Here is a 17,539-nt window from a genome sequence, read left to right as displayed (position 1 = left end):
GGAAACCGAACCATCGACGGTGCAGGGGTGCCCATGAGCACGACGGCGGAACCGCAGGCGGCGAGGGCGACCCGGCCGGGGCTGGTGCTCCTCGTGGTGTCGGCGGCGGTGTTCCTGGCCAGCCTCGACCTGTTCATCGTCAACGTGGCGTTCCCGGCGCTGAGCCGGTCGCTCGACGCCTCGACGACGGCGCTGTCCTGGGTGCTGAACGGCTACACGATCGGCTTCGCCGCGCTGCTCGCCCCGGCGGGCCGGGTCGCCGACCGCATCGGCCGGCGGCGGGTCTTCCTCACCGGGCTCGCGACCTTCGGCGCCGGCTCGCTGGGCTGCGCCCTGGCCTGGGACGTCGGCAGCCTGGTCGCCTTCCGAGTCGTGCAGTCCGTCGGTGCCGCCCTGGTGACGGCGACGTCGCTGGCGCTGCTGCTGCACACCTTCCCGCCGGCCCGGCGGGCGCAGGCGATCGCGGTCTGGTCGGCGGTGGGCGGGGTCGCCGCCGCGCTGGGGCCGCCGATCGGCGGGCTGCTGGTCGAGGCGTCGTGGCGGTGGGTGTTCCTGGTCAACCTGCCGGTCGTCGTCGCGGCGCTGGTGGTGGGCCTGCGGGTGCTCCCCGAGTCGTGGGACGAGCACGAGACCCGCCGCCCCGACGTCGTCGGCACCGCCCTCCTCGTGCTGGCCGTCGGCGCGCTGGCCTACGCGCTGGTCGACGCCCCCGAGCGGGGCTGGGGCGACGCGGTCGTCGTCGCCTCCTTCGCCGCGGCCGTGGTCGCGGGCGTGCTGGTCGCCGTCCGGGCGGCGCGGGCGCCGGCCGAGCTCGTGCCGGTGCTGCCCCTGCCGCTGTTCCGCGCCCGGGCCTTCGCGCTGGCCTGCCTGTCGATCGCCGCGTTCATGGCCGCGTTCGCCGCGATGCTGCTGGGCAACGTGCTCTGGCTGACCGGCGGCTGGGGCTACACGGCGGTCGAGGCCGGCTTCGCGCTGGTGCCCGGGCCGCTGCTGGCCGCGCTCGCCGCCGTGCCGGCCGGCCGGCTCGGCGCGCGGGTGGGCTGCGGGGTGGTGGCCGGGGCCGGGACGGCGCTGTTCGCGCTGGGCGGGCTGTGGTGGCTCACCCAGGTCGGCGCGGACGCCGACTACTTGACCGCGTTCCTGCCCGGCCAGCTGCTCACCGGTCTCGGCGTGGGGCTCACGCTCACCAACCTGTCGGCGGCGGCGTCCTCCGCGCTGCCCCCGGGTGCGCTGGCCACCGGGACCGCCACGTTCGGGGCGTCCCGGCAGCTCGGCGCGACCCTCGGCGTGGCGCTGCTGCTGGCCGCCGTCGCCCGCAGCAGCGGGGAGCTGCCCGGGGCCGACCGGGGCTGGCTGCTCGTCGTCGTCCTCGCCGCCGGGGCCAGTGCGCTCGCGCTGGCCATCGGCCGCGCCCAGCACCCCGATCTCGGCCCCGCTCCCCGAGAGGAAGCCCCGTGACCGCCACGACCACCGCCGGACGCCGGCTCTCGTTCGACCCGACCTGGCGCTCGTTCACCGCGACGCAGGGCGGGCTGGTCGTCGGCCACCTGCTCGACGCCGCCGCCGCGCTGGCCGGGGCGCGGCCGCGCGCCGTGACCGCGCACCTGCTCGGCGGGGTGGCCGCCGGCGTCGAGGCGGAGGTGACGGCCGCGGCCGACCGGACCGGCCGCACCGGCAGCGTGCGCAGCGAGCTGCGGCAGGGCGGCGAGCTGCGCGCGGTCGCCCAGGTGCTCACGCTCGCCCGTCCGGCGTCCGCGGGGATCGAGCACGGGGCGCCGGCGGAGCAGCCGCGGGTGACCGACGGTGTCCCCTTCGAGCTGCCGCGCGAGTACGTGCCGGTGGCCGAGCACACCGAGATCCGCGCGCTGGGCGCGTCGCGCCCGCTGGCCGGGGGCAGCGAGCCGCGGCTGCACGCCTGGGTGCGCATCCGCGGCGGGGAGCTGGCGCCGCTCGTGCAGCTCGGTGTGCTGCTGGATGCGCTGCCGCCGTCGCTGTTCGCCGTCCGCACCGCCCCGGCGGCGATGCCGACGGTGGAGCTGACCGCCCACTTGACCGGGCCGGTGCCGGCGACCGGGGCGTGGGTGCGGGTGGACCAGCGGACCGTCTGGTGCGACGACGACGTCGCGATCGACGACGTGGAGCTGCGGGCGGAGGACGGCTCGCTGGTCGCCCGCGGCCGGCAGACCCGGCGGCTCCCGGCCGGCTGAGCCACGGGTGTGCGCTCGTCGGGGTCATCCGCCGGCCGATGACCCCGGTTTCCGCACAGCCGCCGGGGTCAGCGGCGGGCGGCCGGATCGGCCGTGCGGCGCTGCCCCCAGGCGAAGCGGGTCTCGCAGACCCAGTCCTCCAGGTGGTCGGCGAGGCGCTCGGCGAGGGCCCCCGGCCCGGCTCGTCCGAACTCCTCCCACGACGGGCTGCTCAGCAGGTCGCAGAACACCTCGCCGCGGGCGACGACGCGCACCCAGATCTCGTCCGGGGCCACGCCGTCCTCTCGCCACAGCTCGGCGGACTCGAACTCGTCGTCGCGCAGGATGCTGCGGGCCACCGGCTCGACGACGTCGTCCCGCAGGCGGTCCAGCTCGTCGTCCGGCACCCGGCCAGCATGGTGCGCCGGGTCAGCCGCCGTCCAGCAGGCCGGCCTCGTGGGCGAGGATCGCGGCCTGCGTGCGGTTGCTCAGGTCGAGCTTGGTGAGCAGCCGGGAGACGTAGGTCTTCACCGTCGCCTCGCTCACGAACAGGCGCCGGGCCAGTTCCGCGTTCGGCTCGCCGGTGCCCAGCAGGGCGAGCACCTCGCGCTCGCGGTCGGAGAGCCCGGCGATCCGCTGCAACGCCTGCGCCTTGCGGGGGGCGGCCCGCTTGTCCACGTAGGACTCGATGATCGCGGCGGTGACGGCGGGCGAGAGGGTCGCCGTCCCGTCGGCCACCGCCCGCACCGCGGCCGCGATCTCGCGTGGCGGGGTGTCCTTGAGCAGGAAACCGCCGGCGCCGGCGGCCAGCGCCGCGTGCACGTACTCGTCGACGTGGAAGGTGGTGAGGACGGCGACCCTCGGCGGCTCGGGCAGCGCGAGGATCTGCCGGGTCGCGGTCAGCCCGTCCATCTCCGGCATCCGGATGTCGATGAGGACGACGTCCGGTCGCAGCTCGCGGGCCGCGCGCACGCCGGCTGCGCCGTCGCCCGCCTCGCCGACGACCTCGAAGCCTCCGACCGACTCGAGAACCGTGCGCATCCCGAACCGCACGAGCTCCTCGTCGTCGACCAGCAGCACGCGGATCACGCCGGCAGCACCGCCTCGACGCAGAAGCCGCCGTCCAGCCGGGGTTCGGCCGTGAGCCGGCCGCCGAGGGTGCGCACCCGCTCACCCAACCCCACGAGCCCGTAGCCCTCGCCGGACGTTCCCGCGGGAACGCGGTCGGCCGGTCCGTTGACCACCCGGACGGCCAGCGCGTCCGCCGTCCGCACGATCTCGACCGAGACCCGCGCGCCGGGCGCGTGCTTGCCGGCGTTGGTGAGCGCCTCCTGTGCGATCCGGTACGCCGCGCGGCCGACAGCCGGCTCCACGGCGGCGTGCTCGCCCAGCGCGAGCTCCACCCGCATCCCGGCCTCGCGGGCGGAGTCGACCAGCCGCGGCAGGTCCTCCAGCCCGGGCTGCGGGCCGAGCGGTGCGTCCTCGTCGACGTCCCCGGCGCGCAGCACGCCCACCATCTGGCGCAGCTCCTCCAGCGCCCGCCGCCCGGCGGTCTGCACCTGCCCGGCCAGCTGCTCGACGCGCTCGGCGTCCCGCGCCGCCATCTCGATGGCGCCGGCCTGCAGCACCATGAGGCTCACCCGGTGGCCGACGGCGTCGTGCATCTCGCGGGCGATGCGGGTGCGCTCGCCGAGGACCGCCTCCCGGGCCAGGAGCTCCCGCTCGGCCTCGGCCTTCTCGGCGCGGTCGCGGAGGGCGACGAGCAGCTCCTCGCGGGCGCGGACCCAGGCGCCGATCACGCCCGGGAGCACGATGACGAGGGCGGCGGCGGTCGCCAGGACGACGAACTCCAGGGCAGCCTGCGCCACCATCCAGGGCCGGACCACGGCGATCGTCCCGACGACGGCGGCTGCGAGCCGACGGTTCATGCGGCCCTCGTAGCGGCCGACGGCGTAGGCCGAGATGGCCAGGGCGCCGGTCACGGCGGGGGAGAGCGCCGTCACGAGCGCGCTGGCGAGGAAGACGGCCAGCGGCGACCGGCGGCGCCGCAGGAGCAGCAGGACGGCCAGCAGCACGGCCGACAACACGACGGCGTCCGGCGGGAGCGGTCCGGCGTCCTCGACCGCGAGGGCGATCGAGACCCAGGACAGCAGCGCGAGGACGACCTCGAGGACGATGCCGCGTCTGCGCAGCCCCGGCCACAGTCGTTCCCGCAGCCTCATGCGCCGGAGCGTAGGTGGGTGCGGCCGGCCGGCGGGTCGCCCTGGGGTGGATCACCGGGGTCAACTATCGGATGACGAGGTCGAGCCCTCCGTCGTCCCGGGTCGATGCCTGCGGCCGACGCGCTGAGCTGGGTGTTCCCGGCAGATTCGTCCTCGACAACGGACGACCACTGCGGAGGACCCGATGATCACGGTCAGCGGACTGACCAAGAAGTACGGCGAGCGGACGGTCGTCGACGACGTCTCGTTCACCCTCGAACCCGGCACCGTCACCGGCTTCCTGGGGCCCAACGGCGCGGGCAAGACGACGACGATGCGGATGATGACCGGCCTGGTGCCGGCGACCTCCGGCTCGGCGACCGTCGACGGCCGGCGCTACACCGACCTGCCCAACCCGGGCGCCGTCATGGGCACGCTGCTCGACGCCTCCGCCGTCCACCCCGGCCGCACCGGGCACGTGCACCTGCGGCTGCTCGCCGCAGGGATCGGGGTGCCGGCGTCGCGGGTGGAGGAGGTGCTGGCGCTGGTCGGCCTCGCCGACGCCGGGGGACGGCGGATCGGCGGCTACTCGCTGGGCATGCGGCAGCGGCTGGGCATCGCCGGGGCGCTGCTGGCCGACCCGCCGGTGCTGGTGTTCGACGAGCCCGCCAACGGCCTGGACCCCGAGGGCATCCGCTGGATGCGCGACCTGCTGCGCGGGCACGCGGCGCGCGGCGGCACGGTGCTGCTCTCCTCCCACCTGCTAGGCGAGGTCGAGCACACGGTGCACCGGCTGCTGGTCATCGGCCAGGGGCGGATCGTCGCCGACGGGCCGGTGAGCACGCTGCTGGGCGGCGACGGTGTCGCGGTCCGCGCCGTCGACCCGCGAGCCCTGGCGGCAGCCCTGGAGGCCGCGGGGTTCCACCTGCAGCACGGGGACGACGGCGCGCTGGTCGTGGCCGGGGCCCAGCCCGCCGACGTCGGCGCCGTGGCCGCCGCGGGCGGTCACGTCCTGACCGACCTGCGCCCGGTGCAGCGCGGCCTCGAGGACCTCTTCTTCCAGCTCACGGCCGCGGCGTGACCACCACCCACATCACCGGAAAGGGCACCGCCATGACCGACGTCCTGACCCTCCCCGCTCCGCGCACCGACGTCCGGGTGCGCCGGACCGCTCCGTCACTGACATCGCTGATCGGCCTGGAGGTCCGCAAGTCGCTCTCCACCCGGTCGGGGAAGTCGCTCGCCGCGGTCGCCGTGCTGATCGGCCCGGCCGGCATGGCGCTCCTGGGCCTCACCGGGGACCAGTTCCCGGACGTGCTCGGACCGCTGGCCGTGGTGGGCGTGATGACCGGGCTGCTGCTGCTCGCCCTGGGCGTGCTCTCCACCGGCGGGGAGTGGACGCACCGGACGGTGCAGACGACATTCCTGCTGGTGCCGCGGCGCGGACGGGTGCTGGCGGCCAAGGAGATCGCGGTGGCGCTGCTCGGCGTCGTCCTGGCGGCGGTCTCGGCGGGCCTCTCGCTGCTGGTGCTCTCCGGGGTCGCCCCGGCGGAGGCGTCGTGGGACGGTCTGGGTGCGGCGGTGCCCGCCGTGCTGGGCGCCGGGGCGGCGTTCGCGATGGCCGGCGCCGGGGTGGGCGCGGCCACGGGCAACACGGCCGCGGCGCTGACCGGCCTCTACCTGCTGATCCTCGGCGCGATGCAGATCCTGCGGGTGTGGAACGCAGAGCTGGTCGGGTGGATCGACCCGGTGGACGCCACGCTCATGCTGGTGCAGGGGATGCAGCGGACGCAGGCAGCGGTGGTGCTCGCCGGCTGGATGGTCGTCTCCGCGGTGGCCGGCTGGCTGGTGACCCGGCGCCGCCAGGTGGGCTGACGCCGACCGGGCAGGGCCCCTCCCGGGTGCGGGAGGGGCCCTGCTGCTCAGCGCTTCGTGCCGTGGGCGGCGACGGAGAGCGGCTCCCACGCGCGCCACTCGGCCAGCCGGGACTCGTAGTCGCGGGTCGCGATCGCCAGCGGGCCGTCACCGAAGAAGACCCGCAGCGGCGGGTTCTCCGCGTCGACCAGCTGAAGCACCGCCTCGCGGGTGGCCAGCGGGTCGCCGGGGTTGCCGGCGCGGGCCCTGCGCTGCTCGGCGGCCTTCTCGCGGAAGGCGTCGTAGGCCGGGTCCGGGGTGGCGTGCTTCGCCGAGGCGCCGCCCCAGTCGGTGGAGTAGGCGCCGGGCTCGATGACCGTCACCTTGATGCCGAAGTCGGCGACCTCCGCGGCCAGCGACTGGCTGAACCCCTCCAGGGCCCACTTCGAGGCGTTGTAGATGCCGATGTTCGGGAAGGCGCTGATCCCGCCGATGCTGCTCACCTGCAGGATGTGGCCCGAACCCTGGGCGCGCAGGTAGGGCAGCGCGGCCTGGGTGACGAACAGGGCGCCGAGGACGTTGGTGTCGAACTGGGCGCGGGCCTCGGCCTCGCTGATCTCCTCGACCATGCCGAACTGGCCGTAGCCGGCGTTGTTGACGACGACGTCGAGGCCGCCGAACCGGTCGTGGGCCTGCGCGACCGCGGCGAACACGGCGGCGCGGTCGTCGACGTCCAGCTGGATCGGCAGCACCTTGTCGCCGAACCGCTGCACCAGGTCGTCGAGACTCGCGGTGTCCCGGGCGGTGGCGGCGACGCTGTCACCGCGCTCGAGGGCGGCGATCGACCACTCGCGGCCGAAGCCGCGGGATGCGCCGGTGATGAACCAGGTCTTGGCCATGCGGGGTCTCCTTCGTCGGGCGTCCGCCGTCGTCAGCGCATGCGTTCCCCGTCCTGTTCCGCCGCAGACCTCGTGATCCCGCGCCCCGCGCCCGACCCGTCGCTTCGCCGCCCGGTCCTACGGGGCCCGGGGGAGTCGCTCTCTGCCCACATCCGCGGGGCAGAGAGCGACTGTCCCGAACTGCGGCCTGGGGTCAGCCGCGGCGCCCGAGGCGGTAGCCGACCAGGATGCCGATCAAGGTCAGCACGGCACCACCCAGAGCGCCGAACGCCAGGGTCTGCGCATCGCCGGGCGTCCCCGCAGAGACGCCCGCGCGGCCGGTGAACACCTGCGGCGCGCCCTCGGGAGCGGGGGCGGCGTGCTTACCGGCCGCCTCCGCCTCCGCCGTCGAGCTCACCGCGGCCGCGGACGGCGCGACGGCCGCCGGCACCGCGGCACCGGTCAGCTCGGCGTCGATCGCCTTGAAGAACTGGCCGGCCATCCGCTTGGCCACGCCGGTGATCATCCGCTGGCCCACACCCGCGACCGGCCCGCCGATGACGGCGTCCGCCGAGTAGGTGAGGTTCGTGGCCCCGTCCTCGGACGGGGACAGGGTGATCGTCACCGTCGCCCGCGCATTGCCCGGCGCACCGGCGCCCGACGCGTGCATCACGAAGGACGAGGGCCGCTGCTGGTCCGACAGCCGCACCTCGCCGGCGTAGGTGCCCTTGATCGCGCCGACGCCGACCGAGACGTTCATCTTGTACTCGTCGTCGCCGACCTGTTCCAGCGACTCGCAGCCGGGGATCGTCCGCGCCAGCACGGCCGGGTCGGTGATCACGGCCCACACCTTCTCGGGGTCGCCGTGCAGCACCGCAGAGCCGTCGAGCTTCACGCCATCACTCCAGTCCCCGCCCGGCGCCCGGCCGTCGCGGTCATCTCCGAATCAGGGGAACGCACCAGGTCGTACAACTCGGTCGGCGAGATCGGCATCGACGCGATCCGCCGCCCCACCGCGTCCTCGATCGCCGAGGCCAGCGCCGCCGTCCCCGGGATCACGCCGGCCTCGCCGGCGCCCTTGATGCCCAGCGGGTTCAGCGGCGAGGGGGTCTGCTGGTGGTCGATGTCGATGTCGGGCACCTCGGAGGCGTACGGCATCAGGAAGTCCATGAACGAGGCGTTCTGCAGCTGCCCGTCGGCGTCGTAGGCCATCCGCTCGTACAGCGCCCCGCCCACGCCCTGTGCGACGCCGCCGTGCACCTGGCCCTCGACGATCATCGGGTTCACCACGTTGCCGCAGTCGTGCACCACCGCGTACTTCACGACGTCGATCTCCCACGTCGCCGGGTCGATCTCCACGATCGCCGCGTGCGCACCCGAGGCGAACGTCGACCGGATCGGCGAGTAGTAGTCGCGGTGCTCGAGCCCGGGCGCGTCGCCCTCGGCGATCGGCGGCTTGTCGTCGTCGCCGGGCTTGGCGAACTGCGTGGCCTGCCGCGCCGCCTCGTCGAAGGCGTACCGCAGCGGGTTCGAAAGCACCGCCACGGTGCGCAGCGGGATCGACGTCCCCGGTACGCCCTTCACCTGCACCAGGCCCTCGTCGATCTCGAGGTCCTCCGGCGAGGCCTCCAGCACGTCGGCGGCGATCCGCAGGGCCTTCTCGCGCACACCACGGGCGGCCAGCGCGATCGCGTTGCCGCTCATCACCGCGGCCCGCGAGGCGAACGTGCCGACGGCGTACCCGAAGCGGCGGGTGTCGCCGGTGGTCACCTCGACGTCCTCGATCGGCACCCCGAGCTCGCTGGCGACGATCTGCGCGAACGCCGTCTCGTGACCCTGGCCCTGCGACGTCAGCCCGGTCGAGACCAGCACCTTGCCGCTGCCGAGCACCTGCACGTGCCCGCCCTCGTACGGCCCGGGCCCGGTGCCCTCCACGTACAGCGCCATCCCGACGCCGAGCAGCTTGCCGCGCGCCTCGGCGTCGGACCGCAGCCGCGAGGCCTCGTCCCAGCCCACGAGGTCCTTGAGCTTGACCAGCAGCCCCGGGTAGTCGCCCGAGTCGTAGATGACCGGCCGGCCGTCCTGGAACGTCAGGTGGTGGTCGTAGGGGAACTGGTCGGGCTGGATGAGGTTCCGCTCGCGCACCAGCGCCCGGTCCAGGCCCAGCTCGTCGGCGATGCGGTCCATCGTCCGCTCCATCGCGTAGCAGCCCTGCGGCCGCCCGGCGCCGCGGTACGGCGTCACGATCACGGTGTTGGTGTAGACGCTCTCGACGATCACCCGGTACACCGGCAGCGCGTAGGGCCCGACCAGCTGGGTCGCCGTCACGATCGGGACGATGATCCCGTAGGGCGTGTAGGCGCCGTTGTCGTGCCAGATGTGCACGTCGAGGGCGGTGATCCGGCCGTCGTCGTCATACCCGACGGTGATCTCCTGCCGCTGCTGGCGCTCGTGCGCGGAGCCGATGAAGTGCTCGCGCCGGTCCTCGGCCCACTTGACCTCCCGGCCCAGCGCGATCGCGGCCATCGGCACCAGCAGCTCCTCGGGCCACGGGTGCATGATCTTCACGCCGAAGCCGCCGCCGACGTCCGGCGCGATCACTTCGACCTTGTCCAGGCTCAGGTCCAGCTTCGCCGCGATCGCCGCGCGCACCGACGTCGACGCCTGGGTGCTCGTGTACACCCGCAGCGACGAGTCGTCGGCGTCCCACTTCGCGTGCACGCCCTTGCCCTCCATCGGCATGCAGGCGCTGCGCTCGATGTACTGGGTGAAGCTCAGGGTCCGCGGGGAGGCGGCCAGCACGGGCTCGACGTCGCCGGTCTCCTGGTGGTGCCGGGCCGCGATGTTGTCCGGGATCTCCTCGTGCACCGCGTGCTGCGCCGCGCGTGCGGCGTCCACCCCGACGACGACCGGCAGCTCCTCGTAGGTGACGACGATGCGGTCGCAGACGTCCTCGGCGACGTACCGGTCGGTGGCGACCACCATGACCACCGGCTCCCCGACGTGGTTGACCTCGCCGTTGGCCAGCGGGAACCCGGTGCGCGGCGCGTGCAGCTGCGGGTGCGGGATGAGCACCGGCAGCGGCTCCGCCATCGGGCCGGTGAGGTCCTCGTAGGTGTAGATCGCGACGAGGCCCTCGACGTCCAGCGCCTCGTCCACGTCGATCGAGACGATCCGGGCGTGCGCGTGCGGGGAGCGCACGAAGGCGGCGGCCAGGGCGGTGTGCCCGATGTCGTCGAGGTAGCGGCCCTTGCCGGTGATCAGCCGCTGGTCCTCGCGCCGGCGGACCGGTTCGCCGAAGAGCTTGGTCGTCACGCGTCGGCGTCCTTCATCGCGGCGGCCGCGTGGTGCACGGCCTTCTTGATGTTGGCGTAGCCGGTGCACCGGCAGAGGTTGCCGCCGACCATGTCGTCGACCTCGTCCTCGGTGAGCTCCTCGGCGTTGTCCCGCGTCTCGAGCCCGGCCGCGATCGTCATGAGGAAGCCCGGCGTGCAGAACCCGCACTGCAGCGCGTGGCACTCGCGGAAGGCCTCCTGCACCGGGTGCAGCACCTGCCCGCCCTGGTGGTCCTCGCGCGCCAGCCCCTCGACGGTGCGCACCTCCGCGCCGTCCACCTGCACGGCGAGCATCAGGCACGAGCGCACCGGGGCGCCGTCCACGACCACCGTGCAGGCGCCGCAGACGCCGTGCTCGCATCCGACGTGCGTGCCGGTCAGCCCCAGGTCGTGGCGCAGCGCGTCGGAGAGCAGCCGGCGCACGGGCACCGTGGCTTCACGTGGAACACCGTTCACGGTGACGGTGATGGTCCGTTCGGTGTCGATGCTGGTCATGCGGCCCTTCCAGTGGCCTCTGCGGCGGCGTCCGCCAGCGTCCGCTCGGTCAGCACCCCCACCAGCAGGCGCCGGTAGTCGGCGCTGGCGTGGATGTCGGTGTCCGGGTCGACCAGCGTGCGCGCGAGCGCCCCGGCGGCGGCCCAGTCGGCCTTCTCCACCGGCGAGCCGGCGACGGCCTCGGTCAGGTCGTGCACCTCGGGGGTCAGCCCCACCGAGACGTAGGAGGCCAGCACCCGCTCGACCCGCCGGTCCTCGGACAGGGTGACGACGACGCCGGCGCCGCAGACCGCGTAGTCGCCCTTGCGGCGGGCGACCTCGGCGAACGCGGTGCCCGAGCGCGGGGGCAGGGCCGGGAAGGTGGCGGCGGTGACGACGGCGCCGGCGGGGATCGAGGTCTCCAGCGGCCCGACGAAGAAGTCGCGCCAGCCGACGACCTCGCTGCCGGCCGTCGTCGCCACGGTGACCGAGCCGTCGGTGAGCGCGAGCACCGAGGTCATCTCGCCCGAGGGGTCGGCGTGCGCGATCGAGCCCACGGTGGTGCCGCGGTTGCGGATCGCCGGGTGGGCCACGTTCGCGGTCGCCCGGGCCAGCAGCGGCTGCACCGCGGAGGCTCCCTCGTGGCGGAGCAGCGCGTCGTGCCGCACCAGCGCCCCGACCGTCACGCCGTCGGCGGTCACCTCGACGGCGTCCAGGCCGGGGATCCGGTTGATGTCGACCAGCGTGGCCGGCGCCGCCAGGCGCATGGACAGCAGGGGCAGCAGCGACTGGCCACCCGCGAGCACCTTGGCGCCCTCGTCGGACAGGACCGCCAGGGCCTCTCCCAGGCTGCTGGGATCGGCGTAGCGGAAGGGGGCGGGCTTCACCGGCTCCGTTCACCTCCGTGCTCGCTGCGAGACGTCACTCTGTCACCGGCGGGAGGGTGGGCGAAAGTACCTCAGCGCTAAAACTTCGTTGCGAGTTCCGTCAGCGGACGGGGATGACGGCGCCGAGCCCACCGTCCCGCGGACGCACGCCGCCCCCGGCACCGGGACGGTGAGGTCCGGGTGCCGGGGGCGACGGGGAGAGCGGGTCAGCGCTTGCGCGTGTCCGTCCCGGGGGTGTTGCCACCCAGCACGCCGGGGCGGCCCAGCTGGTCGACCGACGACGGATCCGGCCGGACCTCGTGCCTACCGGCGTGCCCCAGGGCCGGCCCGGTGCCCTGCACGAACCCGTCCTCCTCGAGGAGTGCGGCCTTCATCTCCGGGGGCGCAACGGCCCGGGCCAGGTGCCAGCCGACGACGACGACGATCGTGCCCAGGGCGATGCCGCTGAGCGGGAACGTGTCCGTGACGTTCAGGGTCACGTTGCCGATGGCGATGATGATCCCGGCCGCCAGCGGCACCAGGTTGATCGGGTTGGCGAAGTCGACCCGGTTCTCCTTCCAGATCTTGGCGCCGAGGAGGCCGATCATCCCGTAGAGGACGACGGTGATCCCGCCGAGCACCCCGCCCGGGATGATGTTGATCAGCGCGCCGAACTTCGGCACCAGGCCCAGCAGGATCGCGACGATCGCGGCCACGTAGTAGGCCGCCGTCGAGTACACGCGAGTGGCGGCCATGACCCCGATGTTCTCCGCGTACGTCGTCGTCGGGGAGCCGCCGACCGAGGTGGCGACGACGGTGGCGACGCCGTCGGCGAAGACCGCCCGGCCCATGACCGGGTCCAGGTCGCGCTTGGTCATCGCCGCGACCGCCTTGACGTGCCCGGCGTTCTCGGCGATCAGCGCGATCACCGCGGGCAGCACCAGCAGCGTGAAGTTCACCGAGAAGCTCGGGGCGGTGAACTCCGGCAGCCCGATCCAGTCGGCCTGGGCGACCGCGTCGAAGTTGATCCGGTCACGGGTGACGACCGCTCCCGTGCCGTCCGGCGAGGTGATCGGACCGGCGGCCGCGTCGAGCAGGACCGAAAGCAGGTAGCCGAAGATCAGGCCGAGCAGGATCGAGATCCGCGACCAGAACCCGCGCAGCAGCAGCGAGGCGACGATGACGAAGGTCATGGTCGCCAGGCCGACCCACTGGTCCTGCGGCCAGTACACGTTGGCCACCACCGGCGCGAGGTTGAAGCCGATCAGCAGGACGACCGCGCCGGTGACCGCCGGCGGGAGCGCCGCGTTGATCGCCCGGGCGCCCATGAAATGGATCGCGAGGCCGGCCAGGGCCAGCACGACGCCGGACACCAGGATCGCGCCCAGGACGGCGGCGTCGCTGTCGGTCTGCGCCCGTACCGCCAGCACGCCGCCGACGAAGGCGGCGCTGGTGCCCAGGTAGCTGGGGACCTGCCCCTTGACGATCAGCAGGAAGATGATCGTCGCGATGCCGCTCATCATGATCGCCAGGTTGGCGTCCAGGCCCATGATGAGCGGGAAGACGAAGGTCGCCCCGAACATGGCGACGACGTGCTGCGCCCCGATCCCGACCGTGCGCGGCCAGGAGAGGCGTTCGTCGGGGGCGACGGCCTCCCCGAGTGGGGGCGTCTTGCCGTCCCCGTAGAGCTTCCACCCGAACGCCATGAGTGCCTCCTCGACGTGCACTTCGAACTCGATGCGGTGCTGGTCGACGGGGGTGTCGGCGCACCAGAAGGCGTCACTGTGTCACCGCACACACGTCCGACGGAAGTACCTCAGTGCTAAATCGTTATTGCGGGCAGATGCCGATACTTCACCGCTGAGAGATCTGTCGGTACGGTGCCGAGGATGAGCCCCTCAGCCCCCTCCGGTGGAGACGCCGCGGTCTCGGTGCAGCTGCGATCCGGCGTCTACGCCGACTCGGTGAAGCTGATGCAGGTGAGCCGCCGGATCGGCGCCCGCGAGGGCGTCTCCGCAGTCCTCGTCGCCATGGCCACGCCGCTGAACCTCGAGCTCGCGGCCGGCATGGGGCTGGCACCCGACGAGCAGCCGAGCCCCGAGCAGCTCCTCATCGCCGTCCGCGCGGTCGACGACGAGACGCTCGCCGACGCGCTCGCCGACGTCGACGCCGCCCTGGCCGAGCGCGAGCGCTCGACGGGCACCGCCGCCGCGATCCCGCACCGCACCATCGGCGCGGGGCTCGACGAGCTCTCCCCGGAGGCGCCGGCGCTGGCGATCGTGAGCGTGCCCGGCCGGCACGCCGTCGCCGAGGCCGCCGACGCGATCGCCGCCGGGCGCAGCGTGCTGGTGTTCTCCGACGGCGTCCCGGTCGAGCACGAGGTCGCGCTCAAGCGCGCCGCCCGGAACGCCGGCGTGCTCGTCATGGGCCCCGACTGCGGGACGGCGATCGTCTCGGGTGTCGCCCTGGGCTTCGCCAACGTCGTCCGCCCCGGGCCGGTGGGCCTGGTCGCCGCCAGCGGCACCGGCGCGCAGCAGGTCTCCTGCCTGCTCGACATGGCCGGCGTCGGCGTCTCGCACGTGCTGGGCGTGGGCGGGCGGGACCTCAAGGAGGAGGTCGGCGGGCTCGCCACCCTCGACGCGCTGGCCGCCCTGGACGCCGACCCCGCCACCGAGCGGGTGCTGCTGGTGTCCAAGCCGCCCGCGCCCTCGGTGGCCGCCGCGGTCACCGACGCCGCGGCGCAGCTCTCGGTGCCGGTGCGCTCCGCCGTCCTCTCGCCCGAGAGCCCCGACCTGACCGCCGCCGTCGAGGCGCTGCTCGCCGACATGGGGCTCGACGTGCCGGTGTGGCCGTCCCGCCCCGGGCCCGCCGAGGCCGCCGTCCCCGGTGCGGCGCTCAAGGGCCTCTACTCCGGCGGCACGCTGGCCGACGAGGCGATGCTGGTCGCCGGCCCGGCGCTCGGCGGCATCCGCTCCAACATCCCGTTGCGGCCGGAGCTCGATCTCGGTACGGACCTGTCCGCCCCGGGCCACCTCGTCATCGACTTCGGCGACGACGCCCTGACCGTGGGCCGCGCGCACCCGATGATCGACCCGACGCTGCGGCTGGAGGCGATCGAGGCGCTGGCCACCTCCGACGAGCCCGCGGTCCTGCTGCTCGACGTCGTCCTGGGGTACGGCGCGGACCCCGATCCCGCCGCCGCGCTGGTGCCGGCGCTGACCGCCGCCCGCGCGCGCCGATCGCTGCCGGTCGTCGTCGCGCTGATCGGCACCGAGGGCGATCCGCAGGGCTGGTCCGGGCAGGCCGATGCGCTCGCCGCCGCCGGCTGCGCCGTCTTCTCCTCCAACGCCGCGGCCACGCGGTACGCCCTCGACCTGCTGGGAGCTTCGGCATGACGCTCGGGAACCTGCTCTCCGGCCCGCCGGCGATCGTCGCCGCCGGCGTCGACGTCTTCTCCGAGGCGCTGCGCGCCCAGGGCGCCGACGTGCACGACGTCGACTGGCGCCCGCCGGGCTTCGGCGACCCGGCCGACCTCGCCGCGCTCGCGCTCGACGCCCGCCGTGCCTCGGCCAACCGCACCGCCGTCGAGCGGCTCATGGCGGCCGGTTCCTTGCTCGTCGACGTCCGGCCCGCCCGCGAGGTCATAGGACTCACCGACCGCACCCTCCTGCACTCCGGCCCGCCGCTGGAGTGGGAGAACGCCTCCGGGCCGATGCGCGGTGCCCTGGTGGGCGCCTGCCTGTTCGAGGGCTGGGCGGCCGACGTCGAGGAGGCCGAGATCCTCCTCTCCACCGGAGCGGTCACCCTCGAGCCCTGCCACCACCACCGCACCGTGGGACCGATGGCAGGCGTGACCAGCCCGTCGATGTGGATGTGGTGCCTGGAGGACCCGGTCACCGGCGGGCGGGCGTTCTGCAACCTCAACGAGGGCCTGGGCAAGGTGCTGCGCATGGGCGCCTTCAACGAGGAGGTGCAGACCCGGCTGCGGTGGATGCGCGACGTCCTCGGCCCGGTGCTGTCGCAGGCGGTGCGCGGCTCGATCGACGCCGGCAACGACCCGCTCGACGTCAAGGCCGTGCTGGCCCAGATGCTGCAGATGGGCGACGAGGGGCACAACCGCAACCGCGCCGGCTCGCTCATGGCGCTGCGCGAGCTCTCGCCGTCCATCGTCGCCAGCGGTGCGCCGTCGACCGACATCGCCGACGTGCTGCGCTTCATCGGCGGCAACGAGCACTTCTTCCTCAACCTCGGCATGCCGACGGCGAAGCTCGCGCTCGACGCCGCCCGGGGCATCCCGGGCTCGACGATGCTCACCGTGATGTCGCGCAACGGCACCGAGTTCGGCATCCAGACCGCCGGCACCGGCGACCGTTGGTTCACCGGCCCGGCCAACACCCCGGTCGGCCTGTTCCTCGGCGACTACGGCCCGGACGACGCCAACCCCGACATCGGCGACTCCGCGATCATGGAGACCTACGGCATCGGCGGGTTCGCCATGGCCGCGGCCCCGGCGATCGTGCGCTTCGTCGGAGGCACCGTGCCCGACGCCCTGGCGACGACGGAACGCATGTACCAGCTGACCCTGGCCGAGAACCCGGCGATGGCGATCCCGGTCATGGGCTTCCGCGGGTCGCCCACCGGGATCGACGTGCTCAAGGTCGCCCGCACCGGCTGGCTGCCGCAGATCAACACCGGCATGGCCGGGCGGGTGGCCGGCACCGGGCAGGTCGGCGCCGGGCTGGTGCAGCCGCCGCAGCAGTGCTTCGAGCAGGCCCTGGCCGCGCTGGCCGAGGAGGCGCGCTCCGCCTGAGCCCCGCCGCGAATGCGACGAACGCGTGGCCATCAGCAGCTGATGGCCACGCGTTCGTCGCACTCGGGGAGCCTCGGGTCAGGGGCGACCGGTGCCCGCCTGCGCCGGGCCACCCGGGGCCGCCGGAGCGGCGTCGCCGCCCGCAGCGGGGCGCTCGACCGGAGCCGGGGCCGGGACCGGGGCGGGGGCGGGGGCCTGCGTCGGCCGCGCCGCGGGCGCCGACGAGGTGGCCGGGCGTTCCGTGGTCGCCCGGTCGGCCTGCTCCCCGGCCTGCTCGGGCTGGTGGGGGCTGCGGGCGTCCTGGCTGATCTGGCCGCCGTCCACCCCGCCGTCCCGGGCGTCCTCGCTGACCGAGGTGCCGAAGTCGGGGATGGCGGGGATGTCGGCCGGGCCGGTGCCGGCCGCGGGCGCCTCCTCCGTGGTGGTCTACTCGGAGGTCGGTTCGGTGGTCTCCTCGGCGTCGGTCGAGTCGGGCAGGTCGAACGGCGTCACGGCTTCGATGGTGGTGGCCACGCCGTCCTGGACCGGGGCGGGCAGGACGCCGGCGACGCCGGCGGTGCTGACACCGACCAGGGCGGCACCCAGGCCGGCGGAGGCCTGGGCCACGGCCCCGGCGGAGGCGAACTTGGCGACGGCGGCGGCGAGGACGGTGAACATGCGGTTTCTCCTTCTCGGTCGCCCCGGGAGCGCGGTGGACGCCGCTCCCCGGGCAGTGGGGACCGTCTCCGCCAGGGCGGGGACGGTGAGGAGACCGGTGGTCAGCAGCTCCGCGAGGGCCGCGTTCGGCCGCGCGGGCCGGGAGGACATCTCGCGGACCGAGTCGGCGAACGCCATGAGCGAGGCTTCCTCGGCCGGGACGGGGCGTCCCGCGAGGTAGGCCTCGAAGGCCTCGTCGAGCTGGCTGGTGGTCATCTCGTCCCCGTCATCGCCGACGC

General features: G+C 74.4%; 17 protein-coding genes. 6 read left to right on the top strand and 11 right to left on the bottom strand.

Annotation, left to right across the window (positions count from 1 at the left end):
- The first annotated feature begins 33 nt into the window (after positions 1-33).
- A complete protein-coding gene (locus QOZ88_RS19095) occupies positions 34-1,458 on the top strand; it encodes an MFS transporter (RefSeq protein WP_306001294.1) in 1,425 nt (474 codons plus the stop codon).
- Positions 1,455-2,207: a thioesterase family protein gene (locus QOZ88_RS19090; protein ID WP_306001293.1), complete on the top strand. Its 753-nt coding sequence runs from the start codon at positions 1,455-1,457 to the stop codon at positions 2,205-2,207. Before QOZ88_RS19095 ends, QOZ88_RS19090 begins: the two co-directional genes overlap by 4 nt.
- A 68-nt stretch (positions 2,208-2,275) precedes the next feature.
- On the opposite strand, the gene QOZ88_RS19085 is transcribed toward QOZ88_RS19090, so the two are convergent.
- Genes QOZ88_RS19085 through QOZ88_RS19075 form a run of 3 tightly spaced genes read right to left on the bottom strand, consistent with a single transcriptional unit; the run spans position 2,276 to position 4,408 of the window.
- Positions 2,276-2,593, bottom strand: a complete 318-nt coding sequence (locus QOZ88_RS19085; RefSeq protein ID WP_306001292.1) for a hypothetical protein — start codon at positions 2,591-2,593, stop codon at positions 2,276-2,278.
- Positions 2,594-2,615: 22 nt separating this feature from the next.
- Entirely contained in the window at positions 2,616-3,275 is a 660-nt protein-coding gene (locus QOZ88_RS19080; RefSeq protein WP_306001291.1) for a response regulator transcription factor, read from the bottom strand.
- On the bottom strand, positions 3,272-4,408 hold the full coding sequence (locus QOZ88_RS19075; RefSeq protein ID WP_306001290.1) for a sensor histidine kinase: 1,137 nt from the start codon (positions 4,406-4,408) through the stop codon (positions 3,272-3,274). The genes QOZ88_RS19080 and QOZ88_RS19075 overlap by 4 nt, the downstream gene beginning before the upstream one ends.
- A 184-nt stretch (positions 4,409-4,592) precedes the next feature.
- Between QOZ88_RS19075 and QOZ88_RS19070 the strand changes: the two genes are divergently transcribed.
- Together QOZ88_RS19070 and QOZ88_RS19065 are read left to right on the top strand one after the other, a co-directional pair.
- Complete coding sequence (locus QOZ88_RS19070; RefSeq protein WP_306001289.1) at positions 4,593-5,468, top strand: ABC transporter ATP-binding protein; 876 nt, start codon at positions 4,593-4,595, stop codon at positions 5,466-5,468.
- Positions 5,465-6,262 (top strand): hypothetical protein, encoded by a 798-nt coding sequence (locus tag QOZ88_RS19065; RefSeq protein ID WP_306001288.1) that lies wholly within the window; start codon positions 5,465-5,467, stop codon positions 6,260-6,262. Before QOZ88_RS19070 ends, QOZ88_RS19065 begins: the two co-directional genes overlap by 4 nt.
- 47 nt (positions 6,263-6,309) lie before the next feature.
- Here QOZ88_RS19065 and QOZ88_RS19060 read toward each other — a convergent pair whose 3' ends face one another.
- From QOZ88_RS19060 to QOZ88_RS19035, 6 genes are all read right to left on the bottom strand, one after another.
- On the bottom strand, positions 6,310-7,140 hold the full coding sequence (locus tag QOZ88_RS19060) for an SDR family oxidoreductase (protein ID WP_306001287.1): 831 nt from the start codon (positions 7,138-7,140) through the stop codon (positions 6,310-6,312).
- 193 nt (positions 7,141-7,333) lie between these two features.
- Entirely contained in the window at positions 7,334-8,014 is a 681-nt protein-coding gene (locus QOZ88_RS19055; RefSeq protein WP_306001286.1) for an SRPBCC family protein, read from the bottom strand.
- Positions 8,011-10,434 (bottom strand): aerobic carbon-monoxide dehydrogenase large subunit, encoded by a 2,424-nt coding sequence (gene cutA / locus QOZ88_RS19050; RefSeq protein ID WP_306001285.1) that lies wholly within the window; start codon positions 10,432-10,434, stop codon positions 8,011-8,013. The genes QOZ88_RS19055 and cutA overlap by 4 nt, the downstream gene beginning before the upstream one ends.
- Positions 10,431-10,949 (bottom strand): (2Fe-2S)-binding protein, encoded by a 519-nt coding sequence (locus QOZ88_RS19045; protein WP_306001284.1) that lies wholly within the window; start codon positions 10,947-10,949, stop codon positions 10,431-10,433. The genes cutA and QOZ88_RS19045 overlap by 4 nt, the downstream gene beginning before the upstream one ends.
- Positions 10,946-11,815, bottom strand: a complete 870-nt coding sequence (locus tag QOZ88_RS19040) for an FAD binding domain-containing protein (protein ID WP_306001283.1) — start codon at positions 11,813-11,815, stop codon at positions 10,946-10,948. The genes QOZ88_RS19045 and QOZ88_RS19040 overlap by 4 nt, the downstream gene beginning before the upstream one ends.
- Positions 11,816-12,021: 206 nt before the next feature.
- On the bottom strand, positions 12,022-13,500 hold the full coding sequence (locus QOZ88_RS19035) for a uracil-xanthine permease family protein (protein WP_091934496.1): 1,479 nt from the start codon (positions 13,498-13,500) through the stop codon (positions 12,022-12,024).
- A gap of 183 nt (positions 13,501-13,683) precedes the next feature.
- Here QOZ88_RS19035 and QOZ88_RS19030 point away from each other — a divergent pair, with 183 nt between their 5' ends.
- Positions 13,684-15,189: an FdrA family protein gene (locus QOZ88_RS19030; RefSeq protein WP_306001282.1), complete on the top strand. Its 1,506-nt coding sequence runs from the start codon at positions 13,684-13,686 to the stop codon at positions 15,187-15,189.
- On the top strand, positions 15,186-16,604 hold the full coding sequence (locus QOZ88_RS19025) for a YlbE family protein (protein WP_306001281.1): 1,419 nt from the start codon (positions 15,186-15,188) through the stop codon (positions 16,602-16,604). Before QOZ88_RS19030 ends, QOZ88_RS19025 begins: the two co-directional genes overlap by 4 nt.
- Before the next feature lie 78 nt (positions 16,605-16,682).
- Here QOZ88_RS19025 and QOZ88_RS19020 read toward each other — a convergent pair whose 3' ends face one another.
- Complete coding sequence (locus tag QOZ88_RS19020) at positions 16,683-16,928, bottom strand: hypothetical protein (protein ID WP_306001280.1); 246 nt, start codon at positions 16,926-16,928, stop codon at positions 16,683-16,685.
- Positions 16,929-17,030: 102 nt separating this feature from the next.
- On the bottom strand, positions 17,031-17,516 hold the full coding sequence (locus QOZ88_RS19015; RefSeq protein WP_306001279.1) for a hypothetical protein: 486 nt from the start codon (positions 17,514-17,516) through the stop codon (positions 17,031-17,033).
- Positions 17,517-17,539: the final 23 nt, after the last annotated feature.

Origin of the sequence: Blastococcus carthaginiensis, from assembly GCF_030731085.1 — a bacterium.
GTDB classification, from domain to species: domain Bacteria; phylum Actinomycetota; class Actinomycetes; order Mycobacteriales; family Geodermatophilaceae; genus Blastococcus; species Blastococcus carthaginiensis.
Note: the sequence above shows the minus strand (reverse complement) of the source record. Positions and strands in the feature narration are given on the sequence as shown.